The organism is Mycobacterium sp. NGS41 (assembly GCF_059812725.1).
Map to the genome: position 1 here is coordinate 42301 of NZ_JCALDF010000003.1, position 14770 is coordinate 57070.

The 14770-nt window shown below is 68.3% G+C and carries 14 protein-coding genes and 1 pseudogene; 9 read left to right on the forward strand and 6 right to left on the reverse strand.

What is annotated here, in order from left to right; genetic code table 11:
* Window positions 1-60: 60 nt before the first annotated feature.
* From resB to AC5Y21_RS04040, 3 genes are all read left to right on the forward strand, one after another.
* Window positions 61-1677: a cytochrome c biogenesis protein ResB gene (resB, locus tag AC5Y21_RS04030; protein ID WP_499909671.1), complete on the forward strand. Its 1617-nt coding sequence runs from the start codon at window positions 61-63 to the stop codon at window positions 1675-1677.
* On the forward strand, window positions 1674-2660 hold the full coding sequence (gene ccsB / locus AC5Y21_RS04035; RefSeq protein WP_499909673.1) for a c-type cytochrome biogenesis protein CcsB: 987 nt from the start codon (window positions 1674-1676) through the stop codon (window positions 2658-2660). The genes resB and ccsB overlap by 4 nt, the downstream gene beginning before the upstream one ends.
* 70 nt (window positions 2661-2730) lie before the next feature.
* The gene (locus tag AC5Y21_RS04040) at window positions 2731-4041 is read left to right on the forward strand and encodes a MinD/ParA family ATP-binding protein (RefSeq protein WP_499909675.1); all 1311 of its coding nucleotides are present in this window, start codon (window positions 2731-2733) and stop codon (window positions 4039-4041) included.
* Here AC5Y21_RS04040 and AC5Y21_RS04045 read toward each other — a convergent pair.
* A complete protein-coding gene (locus tag AC5Y21_RS04045) occupies window positions 4038-4199 on the reverse strand; it encodes a hypothetical protein (RefSeq protein WP_499909677.1) in 162 nt (53 codons plus the stop codon). The two genes, AC5Y21_RS04040 and AC5Y21_RS04045, sit on opposite strands and share 4 nt — an antisense overlap.
* 46 nt (window positions 4200-4245) lie before the next feature.
* Between AC5Y21_RS04045 and AC5Y21_RS04050 the strand changes: the two genes are divergently transcribed.
* The gene (locus AC5Y21_RS04050) at window positions 4246-4623 is read left to right on the forward strand and encodes a DUF4229 domain-containing protein (RefSeq protein WP_499909679.1); all 378 of its coding nucleotides are present in this window, start codon (window positions 4246-4248) and stop codon (window positions 4621-4623) included.
* 1 nt (window position 4624) lies between these two features.
* Here AC5Y21_RS04050 and fabH read toward each other — a convergent pair whose 3' ends face one another.
* Together fabH and AC5Y21_RS04060 are read right to left on the reverse strand one after the other, a co-directional pair.
* Window positions 4625-5641, reverse strand: coding sequence for a beta-ketoacyl-ACP synthase III (gene fabH, locus AC5Y21_RS04055; protein ID WP_499909681.1), 1017 nt, complete (start codon window positions 5639-5641; stop codon window positions 4625-4627).
* A gap of 122 nt (window positions 5642-5763) precedes the next feature.
* A complete protein-coding gene (locus AC5Y21_RS04060) occupies window positions 5764-6630 on the reverse strand; it encodes a 1,4-dihydroxy-2-naphthoate polyprenyltransferase (protein ID WP_499909683.1) in 867 nt (288 codons plus the stop codon).
* Window positions 6631-6674: 44 nt separating this feature from the next.
* Between AC5Y21_RS04060 and AC5Y21_RS04065 the strand changes: the two genes are divergently transcribed.
* Window positions 6675-7460 (forward strand): S-methyl-5'-thioadenosine phosphorylase, encoded by a 786-nt coding sequence (locus AC5Y21_RS04065; protein WP_499909685.1) that lies wholly within the window; start codon window positions 6675-6677, stop codon window positions 7458-7460.
* A complete protein-coding gene (locus tag AC5Y21_RS04070; protein WP_499909687.1) occupies window positions 7457-8488 on the forward strand; it encodes an NAD-dependent epimerase/dehydratase family protein in 1032 nt (343 codons plus the stop codon). The genes AC5Y21_RS04065 and AC5Y21_RS04070 overlap by 4 nt, the downstream gene beginning before the upstream one ends.
* A gap of 8 nt (window positions 8489-8496) precedes the next feature.
* Here the strand turns inward: AC5Y21_RS04070 and AC5Y21_RS04075 are convergent, their stop codons facing one another.
* Window positions 8497-10119, reverse strand: coding sequence for a DUF7937 domain-containing protein (locus AC5Y21_RS04075; RefSeq protein ID WP_499910161.1), 1623 nt, complete (start codon window positions 10117-10119; stop codon window positions 8497-8499).
* A 340-nt stretch (window positions 10120-10459) separates the two neighbouring features.
* On the opposite strand from AC5Y21_RS04075, the gene AC5Y21_RS04080 reads away from it, so the two are divergent.
* On the forward strand, window positions 10460-12415 hold the full coding sequence (locus tag AC5Y21_RS04080) for a DUF7159 family protein (protein WP_499909689.1): 1956 nt from the start codon (window positions 10460-10462) through the stop codon (window positions 12413-12415).
* A 25-nt stretch (window positions 12416-12440) separates the two neighbouring features.
* On the opposite strand, the gene AC5Y21_RS04085 is transcribed toward AC5Y21_RS04080, so the two are convergent.
* Together AC5Y21_RS04085 and AC5Y21_RS04090 are read right to left on the reverse strand one after the other, a co-directional pair.
* On the reverse strand, window positions 12441-12821 hold the full coding sequence (locus AC5Y21_RS04085; protein WP_499909691.1) for an LppU/SCO3897 family protein: 381 nt from the start codon (window positions 12819-12821) through the stop codon (window positions 12441-12443).
* Window positions 12822-12854: 33 nt separating this feature from the next.
* Window positions 12855-12911, reverse strand: a pseudogene (locus AC5Y21_RS04090) (DUF4190 domain-containing protein); the annotation flags it as partial.
* Between the two features lie 484 nt (window positions 12912-13395).
* On the opposite strand from AC5Y21_RS04090, the gene AC5Y21_RS04095 reads away from it, so the two are divergent.
* Both AC5Y21_RS04095 and AC5Y21_RS04100 read left to right on the forward strand, forming a co-directional pair.
* Window positions 13396-14052: a glycosyltransferase family 2 protein gene (locus tag AC5Y21_RS04095; protein WP_499909693.1), complete on the forward strand. Its 657-nt coding sequence runs from the start codon at window positions 13396-13398 to the stop codon at window positions 14050-14052.
* A complete protein-coding gene (locus tag AC5Y21_RS04100; RefSeq protein WP_499909695.1) occupies window positions 14049-14711 on the forward strand; it encodes a TIGR04282 family arsenosugar biosynthesis glycosyltransferase in 663 nt (220 codons plus the stop codon). The genes AC5Y21_RS04095 and AC5Y21_RS04100 overlap by 4 nt, the downstream gene beginning before the upstream one ends.
* Window positions 14712-14770: the final 59 nt, after the last annotated feature.

Genomic DNA, 14770 nt, shown 5'->3' on the forward strand with positions numbered 1-14770 from the left:
GCACCCCAAAATGGCCCATTTTGGGGGCTTTTGCGTCTGCTCGCGGGGAAAGCCCGCAACATGTGGCGGTCGCTGACGTCGATGGGCACCGCGCTGGTGCTGCTGTTCCTGCTGGCGCTCGGTGCGATACCCGGTGCACTGTTGCCGCAACGCAGCCTCAACGCCGGCAAGGTCGACGACTACCTGAGGGCCCACCCGGTGATCGGACCGTGGCTCAACGAGCTGCAGGTCTTCAACGTGTTCTCCAGCTTCTGGTTCACCGCCATCTACGTGCTGCTGTTCGTGTCCCTCGTCGGCTGCCTCACCCCGCGGATGATCGAGCAGGCCCGCGGCCTGCGCGCCACCCCGGTGGCCGCCCCGCGCAACCTGGCCCGCCTCCCCAAGCACGCCACTGCCCAGGCCGTTGGCGAGCCGCAAGAAATGGCCGACACCATCGCGGGCCGACTGCGCGGCTGGCGCACGACCACCCGACACCAGGGCGACATCCTGGAAGTGTCGGCCGAGAAGGGCTATCTGCGCGAATTCGGCAACTTGCTGTTCCACTTCTCGCTGCTGGGCCTGCTGGTCGCGGTGGCCGTCGGCAAGCTGTTCGGCTACGAGGGCAACGTGATCGTCATCGCCGATGGCGGCCCCGGCGTCTGCTCGGCGTCGCCCGCCGCGTTCGACTCGTTCCGCGCCGGCAATACCGTCGACGGCACGTCGCTGCACCCGATCTGCATCAGGGTCAACGACTTCGCGGCAAACTACCTGCAGTCCGGGCAGGCCACCTCGTTCGCTGCGGACATCGTCTATCAAGCGGGCCAGGACCTGTCGGCGAACACCTGGCGGCCCTACCGGCTGGAGGTCAACCATCCGCTGCGGATCGGCGGCGACCGGGTCTACCTGCAGGGCCACGGCTACGCGCCCACCTTCACGGTGACCTTCCCGAACGGGCAAACCCGCACGTCAACCGTGCAATGGCGACCCGACAACCCGCAGACGCTGCTGTCGTCGGGCGTGGCTCGCATCGACCCGCCGGGCGGCAGCTATCCCACCGCCGAGGAGCGCCGCCAACACGAAATCGCGATCCAGGGCCTGCTGGCGCCGACCGAGCAGCTCGACGGGACCCTGCTGTCGTCGCGGTTCCCGGCGCTCAACGACCCGGCGGTGGCCATCGACATCTACCGCGGCGACACCGGGCTGGACACCGGGCGGCCGCAGTCGCTGTTCACCCTGGACCCGCGGCTGATCGAGCAGGGCCGGCTGATCAAGGAAAAGCGGGTGAACCTGCGCGCCGGGGAGCAGGTCCGCATCGACCAGGGCCCGGGCGCCGGCACCACGGTCCGCTTCGACGGCGCCGTGCCGTTCGTCAACCTGCAGGTCTCGCACGACCCAGGTCAGACCTGGGTGCTGGTTTTCGCCGTCACGATGATGGCCGGACTCTTGGTGTCGCTGCTGGTACGACGGCGGCGGGTCTGGGTTCGGCTGACGCCCGCCGGTGACGAGGCCCCCGGTACGGTGAACGTCGAGCTGGGCGGCCTGGCACGCACCGACAACTCCGGCTGGGGCGACGAGTTCGAGCGGCTGACCGAGCGGCTACTGGCCGGGCTGGGACGGGCCGAAGGCACCGAGGCTGACGCGAACGATAGCCCGGCCGAAACGACCGCCAAAAGGAGTTCTGAGGTGGGCGCCAAATGAACACCGTGCACGTCAATATCGGTTTGTCCAGGTATTCCGACTGGGCGTTCACCTCGGCGGTGGTCGCGCTGGTGGTCGCGCTGCTGCTGATGGCGTTCGAGCTGGCCTACGTCGGCGGCCGCCGTGTCGACACCCGCGCCCGGGTGCTGGCCGGCGCTGTTACCGCCGACAGCTCTACTCCCGGCGTCGTGGTGGACGATCCGCAGCGGCCGTTCGACGAACGCGTCGGGCGGGCCGGGCTGGCCGTGGTCTACCTCGGCATCGGGCTGCTGTTCGCCTGCATCGTGCTGCGCGGCGCCGCCACCATGCGGGTGCCGTGGGGCAACATGTACGAGTTCATCAACCTGACCTGCTTCAGCGGCCTGGTCGCCGGAGCGATCGTGTTGCGCCGCCCGCAGTACCGCCCGCTGTGGGTCTTTCTGCTGGTACCGGTGCTGATCCTGCTCACGGTTTCCGGACGCTGGCTCTACGCCAATGCCGCGCCCGTGATGCCCGCGTTGCAGTCCTACTGGCTGCCCATTCACGTGTCGGTCGTCAGCCTCGGTTCGGGGGTGTTCCTGGTCGCCGGCATCGCCAGCATCCTGTTCCTGCTGCGCACATCGCCGCTGGGGGAGCCCGGCCCGGACGGCGCCGAGGGCGCGCTGGCCCGGGTGGTGCAGCGGTTCCCCGACCCGCAGACGCTGGACCGGGTCGCCTACCGCACCACGATCTTCGCGTTCCCGGTGTTCGGTTTCGGAGTGATCTTCGGCGCCATCTGGGCCGAGCAAGCGTGGGGCAGGTACTGGGGCTGGGACCCCAAGGAGACCGTTTCGTTCATTGCGTGGGTGGTCTACGCGGCGTACCTGCATGCCAGGTCAACGGCCGGATGGCGGGACAGGAAGGCGGCCTGGATCAACCTCGTGGGGTTCGTCGCGATGGTCTTCAACCTGTTCTTCGTTAACCTGGTGACTGTAGGTCTGCATTCCTATGCGGGCGTGGGCTGACCGATCGTCAGCAGTCGAACCGGCTTCGACTCAATCAACAGGCCAAGCGGCCGAGAAGGGGGCAGGGCACGTGTCCGAGCATCCAACGACGGGCGTGGGGGCGCCCTCCGGCCAGGGTGGCCGCAGCGCGGTGGATCATCCGACCACGGAAATACCGCCGTACCAAGGCGAGCCGCCCTCCGACCCGCACTCCCCAGCCGGCAGCGAGCCCCCAACCCGCGCCTTCGCCGGTTTCCGTACCGAGCCGCGGCGTGGTGGAGTCGACCCGCGCGGCGTGGTTCCGCCCACCGCGCCCGCCGGGTTGCCGCCGTGGGACTCCGCTCCGGCGACCGGCATCCGGCCCATCGAACCGGGATTCGGCGGCTACTACACCGGCCCGGGTGAAGCGCCCCACGCTCGCGTGGATGCCCCGCATCGCCCGGAAGCGGTGCCGCACACGCCGTACCCGGAGCTGTCCACCGGCATGCTGTTGCGACCGGTCAAACCACCGCCGACGGAGGGCTGGCGCCGCCTGCTCTACGTCATGTCCGGGCAGCTGATCAACGTGGGAGAGAGCCCCCGGGCCGCCCGGCACAACGATCTGGTGGCCCAGGTGAATCGGCCGTTGCGGGGCTGCTACCGAATCGCGGTGCTGTCACTGAAGGGTGGTGTCGGCAAGACCACGATCGCCGCGACGCTGGGCGCCACGCTGGCCTCCATCCGCGGCGATCGGGTGGTGGCCGTGGACGCCAACCCGGACCGCGGGACGCTGAGCCAGAAGATTCCGTTGGAGACGACGGCGACCGTGCGGCAGTTGCTGCACGACGCCGGAACCATCGAGCGCTACAGCGATGTCTTCCGTTACACCTCCCGGGGGCCCAGTGGGCTGGAAGTGCTGGCGTCCGAGAGCGATCCGGCCGTGTCGGACGCGTTCAGCGCCGAGGACTACTCGCGCACCCTGGACATCCTGGAGCGCTTCTACGGCCTGGTGATCACCGACTGCGGCACCGGACTGCTGCACTCGGCCATGTCGGCGGTGCTGGCCAAATCCGATGCCCTGATCGTGGTCAGCTCGGGCTCCATCGACGGGGCGCGCAGCGCGTCGGCGACATTGGACTGGCTGGACGCGCATGGCCACGAAGACCTGGTGCGCTCGTCGGTCGCGGTGATCAACGCGGTGCGGCCCCGGTCGGGCAATGTTGACATGCAAAAGGTGGTCGACCACTTCTCACGGCGCTGCCGCGCGGTGCGACTGGTGCCTTTCGACCCACATCTCGAGGAGGGCGCCGAGGTGGATCTGTCCCGGCTGCGGCGGCAGACCCGCGAAGCGCTCACCGAACTGGCAGCCGTTGTAGCCGATGGTTTCCCCGGCGATCAGCGGCCGAACCCGGGCTTCGCCTAACGCGGGTTGTTGTCCCCGTGGCCTAACCGCCACAAGAAGTCGGGATCGTCGTCGGGTCCGATGACGCGAGTCTTCGGCCGGGTGGCCTGTGCCCGCGCCGCGCGCCAGCCGAAGTAGATCAGCGTCCCCAAAACCAGGACCAGGAGCAGGTACAGCACTCAACACCTCCTTGGAGCGAATATACCCGCGCCGTAGGCTCGGGCTGTGTCAAAAGGGCCGAGCGGCAATACCACTGGGACCAGTGGGGATCGGGCAGTCCGTGATGTCGTCCTGTATGCGACGGCCCGGCTGCTCTTGGTGGTGGTAGTCGGCGCTGCGATTTACGGGGTGGCGCGGTTGCTGGGGGTCACTCAATTCCCGATCGCCGTTGCGGCGCTGTTCGCGCTGATCATCGCGATGCCGTTGGGTATCTGGGTGTTCAGCCCGCTGCGCCGGCGCGCCACCGCGGCGCTTGCCGTCACCGGCGAGCGCCGGCGCGCGGAACGGGAAAAGTTGCGGGCGCGGTTGCGCGGTGAGGCGCTGCCCGACGAGGAACCCATCGACGAGGAGCCCATCGACGAGGAGCCCACCGACGAGCAGTGAGCTACGCGTCGCTGTGCAGTGGCATCCTGACTACCTGCGCGGCATAGCTCAAGCCCGCGCCGTAGCCGATCAGCAGGGCCAGATCGCCTGGCTTGGCTGCACCCGTCGCCAGTAGTTCGGCCATGGCCAACGGAACGGACGCCGCCGAAGTGTTTCCGGCTTGCTCGATGTCGTTGGCGACGATCACGTCCGGCCGCAACTGCAGATTCTTGACCAGCAGTTCGTTGATCCGGCTGTTGGCTTGATGAGGTACGAACACGTCGATCTGATCGGGTCCGACCCCGGCCGCGTCCAGTGCCCTGCGCCCGACATCACCCATCTTGAACGCCGCCCAGCGGAACACCGCGGGACCTTCCAGCCGCACGAATGGGCGTGGGCCACTTGGGTTCTGCGCAAACGTGATCCAGTCGATGTCCTGGCGTATGGCGTTGGCCTGTTCCCCGTCGCTACCCGCAACGGTCGGTCCAATGCCCTGGAACGGTGTTTCGCCCACCACCACTGCCGCCGCGCCGTCGGCGAAGATGAAGCAGTTGCCGCGGTCGTACATGTCGATGGTGGGGGACAGTTTCTCCGTGCCGACCACCAGCATCTTGTCGGCGCCCCCGCCACGGATCATGTCGGCTGCGACGCCGAGCGCGTACCCGAATCCCGCGCACCCGGCGGAGAGATCGAACCCGAGAATATCCTTGGCGCCCAAGGCCGCTGCGACCATTGGAGCGGCCGGCGGGGTCTGCAGGAAATGGGTGTTGGTGGTGAGGATCACGCCGTTAATGTCGGTTGCTTCGAGAGAGGCGTTCGACAGTGCCCGCCGACACGCCTCAGCGGCCATGGAAGCGGCGGATTCGTCGTCGGCGGCAAAGCGGCGGGTTTTGATCCCGGTGCGGGAGTAAATCCATTCGTCGGACGAGTCGATGTTCTGGCAGATCTCCTCATTGGTGACCACCCGCTCAGGTCGGTACGCCCCGACGCTGAGCATGCCGATGCTCTTGGCGCCGCTGGTGGTGGCGATCTCCGTCATACCCGACCTCGTTTGCTGGTTGTCTGACCCCCCGGCCTTAATCGACTGTAGACACGTGCTGGCGAGCAGACGCAGAAGCACCCCAAAATCACCGATTTGGGGTGCTTTTGCGTCTGCTCACCCTAAAAAGCCAGGGCCGTTGCTACCGCAATCGCCCAGACCACCATCGCCAGCCCGGTGTCGCGCAGCACCGGGATCAACTCCGGACCAGTGCGGCCGGAGCGCACCGGCCCAGCGGCACGCAGGGCCAGTGGCGCGGCCACCAAACCCACGGCACACCACGGCGTCGCGGCCATCAGCACCAGCGTCAGGACTCCGGCGGTCGCCAGCAATGCCTGGTACAGCACCCGGGTGCGGGCATCTCCCAGGCGGACGGCCAGGGTCAACTTCTGCGACTGCGCATCGGTGGGGATATCCCGCAGATTGTTGGCCACCAGCACCGACGACGACAACGCCCCGGTAGCCACCGCCAGTACCAACCCCACCCAGTCCACTCGTAACGCCTGGGTGTACTGCGTGCCCAGCGCCGCGACCAGGCCGAAGAACACGAATACCGCGAGCTCGCCGAAACCCGCATAGCCGTACGGCCGAGACCCGCCGGTGTACAGCCACGCCCCAGCGATGCAGGCTGCGCCGACCGCGATCAGCCAGGGCGCGGTGATCAGCGCCAATACCAGCCCGGCCACCGCGCCGACCGTCAGACCTACGATCGCGGCGCCCAGCACCGCGCGCGGCGTCGCCAGCCGCGAACCCACCAGCCGCACCGGCCCGGCCCGGTTGTCGTCGGTGCCGCGGATGCCGTCGGAGTAGTCGTTGGCGTAGTTGACCCCGATGATCAGACCCACCGCGACAACCAGCGCCAGCAGCGCTTTCCACCACACCGCGGCGTGCAGCCAGGCCGCGGCGCCGGTGCCCGCGACGATGGGTGCGACTGCGTTGGGCAGCGTGCGCGGCCGTGCCCCGGAGATCCACTGCGTGAAAGTGGCCACCAAGGCAAAGTAAGGCATCCTGCCCCATGCACCACAATGGGCACATGCTCGGAGTGATCGGCGGCAGCGGTTTCTACACCTTCCTCGGGTCCGACGAACGCACCGTGTATCCGGACACCCCCTATGGCAAACCCAGCGGCCCGATCACGATCGGCTTCATTGACCACCACGAAGTGGCATTCCTGCCCCGGCACGGCGCCAACCACGAATACTCGGCGCACACCGTGCCGTATCGGGCCAATATGTGGGCCCTGCGCGCGCTCGGTGTGCGGCGGGTTTTCGCACCCTGTGCGGTCGGCAGCCTGAAACCCGAATTCGGCCCCGGTGTCGTGGTGGTTCCAGACCAGCTGGTCGACCGGACCACCGGCCGCGCGGACACCTATTTCGACTCCGGCGCCATCCACGTCGACTTCGCCGATCCCTACTGCCCGGCGCTGCGGGCCTCGATTATTGGAGCCACCGGCATACCCGGTGTGTTCGACGGCGGCACCATGGTGGTGATCCAGGGGCCGCGGTTTTCCACCCGCGCCGAAAGCCGGTGGTTCGCCAGCGCGGGCTTCAGCCTGGTCAACATGACCGGCTACCCGGAGGCGGTACTCGCCCGTGAACTCGAAATATGCTATGCGGCAATCGCTTTGGTGACAGATCTGGATGCTGGCGTCACTGCCGGCGAAGGCGTCAAAGCCGTCGACGTGTTCGCCCAATTCCAGCGAAACATGGAGCCGTTCAAAAAGTTGGTAAAGGAAGCGATCGGTCGGGTCGACGACGAGAACGCCTGCACGCACTGCCTGGCGCATACCGGCGTCACGTTGCCGATAGAGCTGCCATGAGGGTATTGCTCACCGGCGCCGCAGGTTTCATCGGCTCCCGGGTGGATGCCGCGTTGCGGGCGGCTGGTCACGACGTGATCGCCGTCGACGCGCTGCTACCCGCCGCGCACGGAACACATCCGGTGCTGCCGCCGCAATGCCGGCAAGTCGACATCCGCGACGCCGACGCCCTCAAGGCGCTCCTGGCCGGCGTGGACCTGGTCTGTCACCAGGCCGCGATGGTAGGTGCCGGCGTAGACGCCGCCGACGCCCCCGCCTACGGCGGCCACAACGATTTCGCCACCACGGTGCTGCTGGCGCAGATGTTCGCGGCCGGGGTGCGGCGTCTGGTGCTGGGGTCGTCGATGGTGGTCTACGGGCAGGGCAACTACGCCTGCCCAGAACACGGGCCGGTCGATCCGTTGCCTCGGCGGCGCGCCGACCTCGACGCCGGAGTCTTCGAGCACCGCTGCCCGATGTGCGGCGCGCCGGTCGCCTGGCGGCTGGTCGACGAGGACGCCCCGCTGCGCCCGCGCAGCCTGTACGCGGCGAGCAAGACCGCGCAGGAGCATTACGCGCTGGCGTGGTCGGAGGCGACCGGCGGTTCGGTGGTGGCGTTGCGCTATCACAACGTCTACGGCCCCGGCATGCCGCGCGACACCCCGTACTCCGGAGTGGCGGCGATCTTCCGCTCGGCGCTCGAAACCGGCAAGCCGCCAAAGGTTTTCGAAGACGGTGGTCAGATGCGCGACTTCGTGCACGTCGACGACGTGGCCGAAGCCAATCTCGCGGCGGTCCGAGCAGACGTTGACGGCTTTACCGCGGTCAACGTCTGTTCGGGGCGGCCGATTTCCATCCTGGATGTGGCCAACGCATTGTGCGAGGCCCGCGGCGGCCCCGTGTCGCCGGTCATCACTGGTGAATACCGCAGCGGCGACGTGCGCCATATCGTCGCCGATCCCAGCCGGGCCGCCGAGGTGCTGGGTTTTCGCGCGGCGGTGGATCCATGCGACGGCCTGCGCGAGTTCGCGTTTGCGCCGCTGCGCTGAGCGGGGCTTTAGCCCGAGTCTTGCGGCGGACGGTAGATCTTGGGCGTAGGTCGCTGCGCGGGTGGTCGCAGCGATATCTGCTGGGTGGCCGAGTCGTCCCCACGGAATATCCGTGGGCCGCCGGAGCCGGCCAGCTGCGGCACCGGGCCGGTGCCCGGTTGCCCACCGGGGCCGTGGCCTCCGGCCGGGATGCGGGTCGTCTCCGCAGAAGATGGCGGGGGAGGCGCTCCCGGGGCGGCTCGCCTGGCCGAATGCACGGGGACGCGCCGTCGGCGGCGGCGTAGCCGTCGACCGCTGAGCTGAGCGGCGATTCTGAGCGCGATGAGGATCCCGACGGCCAGCCCACACAGAGCCACGTCGAAGGTGCTGCTGATCTGCTGGGCGAGGTTGTTTCCGTAGACCGGGTTGTTCCATGCGCCGCCACCCGGGGGCTCCAGGAACCGCGGCGCCAGCACGACGCCCACCACGACGCGAGCGACGGTGAAGGTGACGAGCAACCCACACAGCGACATGGTCAGTCTCGCCGAGGCGGAACTATTGGAAAGCTTGGCTCGCAGCCAGATCGCCAGCACCGCGGTGATCAGGTCGAATCCGGCCAGCGTCAGGGTGTCGTAGCGGGAGTACGGATAGTTCAACGACACGGCTACCGCGAGGTCGGTCAGTCTCATCAGCACCGACCCCAGGCCCCACACCAGGATCAGCGTCAAGCCCTGTCGGGCCGCTGTCCGCCAGGCGATTTCGTCGCCGGGCGGGCCCTTGCGGTAGCCCGGCAATACCCGCGGCGCGAAGATCGCCGCGCCGATGGCCCACGCCAGAAAACCCTCGAAACCGACTCCCGCCGTCGACGTGTTCTGCGCTATGCCGTGAAAGGCGTCGATGTCGCGGCCGACCGGAAGGAACCACACCACAATCCCGGCCAGCAGCGTCGACGACCCCAGCGCGACCGTCGCCAGCTGGGATGGCTTCGCGCTCCTGACCAGCCACCTGGACGCGATGAGGACCGCTATCAAAGCCACCAGGCCGTACACCGTCGCGGTTGCGATCACCGCGATGTTCTGCTTGCCGAAGCCGGCACCGGACATGTCATGCAAGGCGAACCGAATCCGCCAGAAGAGATTGAACGCCGTGCTGAGCGTCGCACCGATCATCGACGCGTAGCCGATGACCTTGGCGGCCCGCGGCCAACCACTAGCGTGCTCGTCGTGCGTGGCCGCGCCGGCGATCAGCGGTTGCGCGCTCAGCACCGAGCCGGCCGTCCCCAGCCACGCCCCCGGGCCGACCCCGCCCGCCACGTGCACGCTGCCGCCGAACCGGACTGTTTGGAACACGTCGTAGCCGACGAAACCGAGCACCAGCAGCCAATAGGGGACGTTCAGCAGGAGTCGCAACCGGGCCGCCGGGACGACGATCGCCACGAGCGACAGCAGCGTCGCAACCCCTACGAGCGCAAACAGCACAAGCTTGCTGTTCGGGACTCCGACGCCGAAGTACAGGTTCCAGGGCAGGAACGGCGCGACGACGAGCAGGAGGGCGGCGGCCAGGCTACGGACGGGGCTCCGCCGCCGCGTCGGGTCGGCGGACGTGACGCCCGGGGCGGCCGGCGCCGGCGACGTGGGCGCGGCCGGAGCCATCCCGCGGATGGGGCCGGTAGGCGTTTCGTCGCTGCTCTGGCTCACGAGGCCCCCCGGTGGTCGCGGATGGTTACTGTCGGCGCGGAGCACACCCCGTGGGGCGGATGCTCTCTTGAGACCATATTCTCCGATCGGACGACGCGGCAGGGGCTGGGAACCGACAAATCCGCAAACGTTGCTCTGCGGTGCCCGTCCAAGGCTGTGGGAAGGCTGTGCAAACCTGGTTACGCTGCGTTCATAGGCGAATCTAATCCCGATGTTGGATACTGCCGACGGTACCGCAGTGTAATGATGCTGGAGCATTGCTGGTTGCGGGGTGGCCAGGCGAAGGAGAGCCGCGATGGACGTCGTGTTGGGGGTGGCGGTCGCAGACCGGGTTGCCCGCTTGGCACTTGTCGGGTCAGGCGCGGACGGTGGCGGCGTCATCGACCAATCCGTCGTTGATCTGTCCGACAACCCGATCCAGCGATTGACCGAAACCGTCGTCGGCACCAATCGGTTGCTGGCTGACGAGAACCACCGGCTAGTCGCCACCCGTTTGTGCTGGTCAGACGGTCCCAATTCGGATCGGCTGCGGCAGGCGTTGGAGCACTCCGGGGTGCAGAACGTCATCGTGTTGGGAGAGCAGCAGGCCGCGACGGCTCTGATGCGCGCCGCGGGGCCGCGAGACTCTGCGGTGCTGCTGGTCGGCGATGAGGCCGCGACGCTGCTGGCGCCGGCGGCGACGGTCGGTGACCCGGATTCGCCGCCGACGGTGCTGGCCGCCGGTCCGTTTGCCGGAGACGACGCGACCGGCGCCCTGGACACCATGATGGCCCGGCTGGGCGACCAGGCCGGCGGGGTGCGCGATGTCTACCTGGTGGGCTCGTCGTCCGAGCTGACGTCCCATGTTGCTGACCAGCTTCGGGACGCGACGATGCGGGTGTCGGTTCCCGAGGACCCCACGTTTGCGCTGGCCCGTGGTGCGGCGATGTCGGCTTTGCCGCCGACGATGGGCCGATCGGCTGCGCTGGCCGGGGACGCGACGGCGATGGCTCCGCAGTACGGCGCGGATGCGACCGCGATGGCACCGCAGTACGGCGGAGATGCGACGGCGATGATGTCGCCGCAGTACAGCGACGACGCGACGGCGATGATCTCGCCGCAGTACGGCGGGGATGCGACGGCGTACACCCCCGCGGCTGCCAGCGCCGCTGCGGCTGGCGAGGAACCGCAGTTGGCGTACTCGATGGCCGACGACCACGAGCTGCTTCCGTTCGAAGACGAGTACGGCGACGAATTCGTCGAGGACGAGGAAGAAGAGGGCGAGCCGGCGAAGCTCAGCCGAGGGTCGGTGCTGATCGGCAACGCTGTGGTGGCGTTCGCGGTGATCGGGTTGGCGTCGCTGGCCGTCGCGGTGGCGGTCTCTGTGCGGCCGACGGCGGCTTCGCAGCCGGTGGTGGGACATCAGAACGCCGCCCCGGGGAAGTTCATGCCGCTGTTGCCCACGCAGCAGCAGGCCCCGGTGCCAGCGCCCCCGGCCGATACGCCCAACGCCGGGTATCAGGGCGGCGTCATTCCGGACAACAACGGCTACATTCCGCCGCAGCTCATGGCGCCGAGTACCGGTGCGGGCGGCGGGGCGCCGGTCACGCCGATACAGTCCGCGCCGTCGGCGCCGTCCGCGACGGCGCCGGTCCCCGGTTTCGTGCCCGACCCGAGGCTGCCGATCCCGGTCCCGATCTTCATCCCGTTCCCGGGTTGGCGGCCGCCACCGATCTTCGTGCCGCCGCCCTTCAAGCCGCCGACTCCCATAGGCACGTCGTCCACACCATCGTCATCGGCGGTATCGAGTCCGTCGACACCGACCAAGCAGCCGTTGGTGAGCACGACGCCGCCGACGATGTCGACACCGCCGACCCCGTCGACCAAGCCGCTGGTGCCGTTGACGCCATCCGGCACGCCGTCGGCACCGTCCAGCACGCCGTCGGCACCGTCAGGCACGCAGACGACACCCTCGGGCACACCGTCGGCTCCGTCTACGAGCAAGCCGCCAACCTCACAGGTGCCGCAGACGACCAGCGTGCAGCCGCCAAGCACGCAGCAAACGACGGAGGCTCCGGCGCCGAAGCAAACGACGGTGGCACCGAGCACGCAGCAGCCGACTGTGGCGCCGCCGAAGACCCAGACGCAGCAGCCGACCGTCGCGCCGCCGAAGACTCAGGCGCCGCAGATCCCCACCGTGGCGCCGCAGCCCAAGCCGCAGGTGCCGCAGCAGCCCAAGCCGCAGTTCCCCAAGTTCCCGGGCAACAGCTGAGGGCTCGCCTTCGGGCGTCGGTCGCCTACCGCAGCTTGGACAGACAGAGGACGACCGGCGGCGAATAGGCCTTCGTTTGGACCCATTGGCCGCCAGTGCAATTCGCGGGGCTGGTGGTGCGCTTGACGACTTTGTCGGTGGCTGTACTCGACCCACAGCTGGCGGGATAGACCGTCACGTCCATGGTGCCGTCGCTTCTCCTCGCACCTGACACCCGCCTGATGCAGTCGCCGACGTCCGCGTTCTTGATCGCCTGCGCCGAGGAGTCCGGAACGCCGATCGTGGAGTAAGTGGTCGTCGGCGCGGTGTAGCGGTGGCCACTGCCGGCCCGGTGGACCGCGCTGGACATAGCGCCCATGACCACCAGGAAAAAGACCAGGCTGAGGGCGCCCAAAACGGTTCCCACATATCCGATCGCGGTGCCCGCTATCGCGAGGCCCCGGCCGTCCTCGCCGGTGCGCTTGATCTGAGAGAGCGAAATGTGTCCGAAGATGATCCCAGTGGAGCCACGATCAGCGAGGTCACCAACGCCACGATGGCCATCGTGTTGGTCGGCCGGGTCATCGGATACGCCGGGTAGGGGCCTGGAGCCGGTGGTGGATATTGCGGTGACTGGAATGAGGCTGCCTGTGTCGGGTGGTCGTCGAAGGGTTGCATCGGTGCTTCCTGTGCTCGGGGTGCTGCGTCTGCGTCAACTGGATATGGCGGGGTCGTCAAATCCTCTGGCAACAGCCCCCTGCGCCGAGGCGACCGGCACGCGTGTGGTCAGGCGCTTGATGCACTCGCATGCCCCCCTCGGGTAACGGCGGTCAGGCGTTCCGCCGCTTCGCTTTTGGGCACAGTTAACCACAGCTATGGGGAGGAGGCGCGGCGGGAGTACAAAAATTGCGCTCTTCTCGCGCTCAGCGCAGCAAATCGATTTCCGGGGGCGGCCCCGAAGATGCCGGCCCCGCATTGCCACCGGGATATTGTCGGTTCCCATGCCGGATGACGCGGTGACGGTGGTGCTGCCCTGCCTCAACGAGGAGGAGTCGCTACCGGCGGTGCTGGCCGCCGTTCCAGCCGGCTATCGGGCGCTGGTGGTCGACAACAACAGCACCGACGACACCTCCGGGGTCGCCCGACGCCACGGCGCCGAGGTGGTCGCAGAATCGAGGCCGGGGTATGGCGCGGCGGTGCATGCGGGCGTGGTCGCGGCGACGACGCCGATCGTGGCGGTCATCGATGCCGACGGTTCGATGGATGCCGGTGACCTGCCCCGGCTGGTCGCCGAACTGGACCGTGGCGCCGATCTGGTGACCGGTCGGCGCCGACCGGTGCCCGGGCTGCATTGGCCGTGGGTCGCAAGAGTGGGCACCGTGGTGATGAGCTGGCGGCTGCGCACTCGGCACGGCCTGCCGGTGCATGACATCGCGCCGATGCGGGTAGTCCGGCGGGCGGATCTGCTGAGCCTCGGCGTCGTCGATCGACGGTCGGGGTATCCGTTGGAACTGCTGGTTCGGGCTGCGGCCGCCGGCTGGCGAGTGGTGGAGCTCGACATCAGCTATGGCCCGAGGACAGGGGGCAAGTCCAAGGTCAGCGGTTCGCTGCGGGGCAGCGTGATGGCGATCCTGGACTTCTGGAAGGTGATTTCGTGAGCGGCGTGCCGGTGACCCTGCTGGTGGTCGCCAAAGCACCGGAGCCCGGCCGCGCCAAGACCCGGCTAGCCGCGACGGTTGGTGATCGGGTCGCCGCCGATATCGCCGCCGCCGCGTTGCTGGACACGCTGGACGCGGTCGAGGGTGCGCCGGTGGCCGCGCGGGTGGTGGCGCTGACCGGCGACGTGGATGCTGCTGCACGGGCCGCCGAGCTGCGTCGCCGGCTCGAGCCATTTACGGTGATCGAGCAGCGCGGCGACGGCTTCGCCGACCGGCTCGTCAACGCGCACGTCGATGCGGCTGACGGAATGCCGGTGCTGCAAATCGGCATGGACACTCCGCAGGTCACCGCCGATCTGCTGACCGGTTGCGCGCGCCGGCTGCTGCGGACTCCGGCCGTGCTCGGGTTGGCGCGCGACGGCGGCTGGTGGGTGCTGGGGGTAGGTAGGCCTTCGTTGGCGGAATGCTTGCGTGGTGTCCCCATGTCTCGGCCCGACACCGGCGCGCTCACATTGAAAGCATTGCGCGACAGCGGTATTGACGTGTCATCGGTGCAACAGCTGGCGGACTTCGATGTCGTCGACGATGTCGCCGTCGTTCGTGATGCCTGCGCACCCGGCAGTCGTTTCGCGCGAGCCACCCGCGCGGCCGGGCTTTGACGCGCGAGCAGACGTAAACGGCTTTTGCGTTGCCCCGCGAGCCGTTTCGCCGCATACCA

Coding starts and splice junctions, on each gene's coding strand:
- resB (WP_499909671.1), top strand. CDS start 61: ATGTGGCGGTCGCTGACGTCGATGGGCACCGCGCTGGTGCTGCTGTTC.
- ccsB (WP_499909673.1), top strand. CDS start 1,674: ATGAACACCGTGCACGTCAATATCGGTTTGTCCAGGTATTCCGACTGG.
- fabH (WP_499909681.1), bottom strand. CDS start 5,641: ATGACGGAGATCGCCACCACCAGCGGCGCCAAGAGCATCGGCATGCTC.
- AC5Y21_RS04065 (WP_499909685.1), top strand. CDS start 6,675: ATGCTCGGAGTGATCGGCGGCAGCGGTTTCTACACCTTCCTCGGGTCC.
- AC5Y21_RS04070 (WP_499909687.1), top strand. CDS start 7,457: ATGAGGGTATTGCTCACCGGCGCCGCAGGTTTCATCGGCTCCCGGGTG.
- AC5Y21_RS04075 (WP_499910161.1), bottom strand. CDS start 10,119: ATGGCTCCGGCCGCGCCCACGTCGCCGGCGCCGGCCGCCCCGGGCGTC.
- AC5Y21_RS04080 (WP_499909689.1), top strand. CDS start 10,460: ATGGACGTCGTGTTGGGGGTGGCGGTCGCAGACCGGGTTGCCCGCTTG.
- AC5Y21_RS04095 (WP_499909693.1), top strand. CDS start 13,396: ATGCCGGATGACGCGGTGACGGTGGTGCTGCCCTGCCTCAACGAGGAG.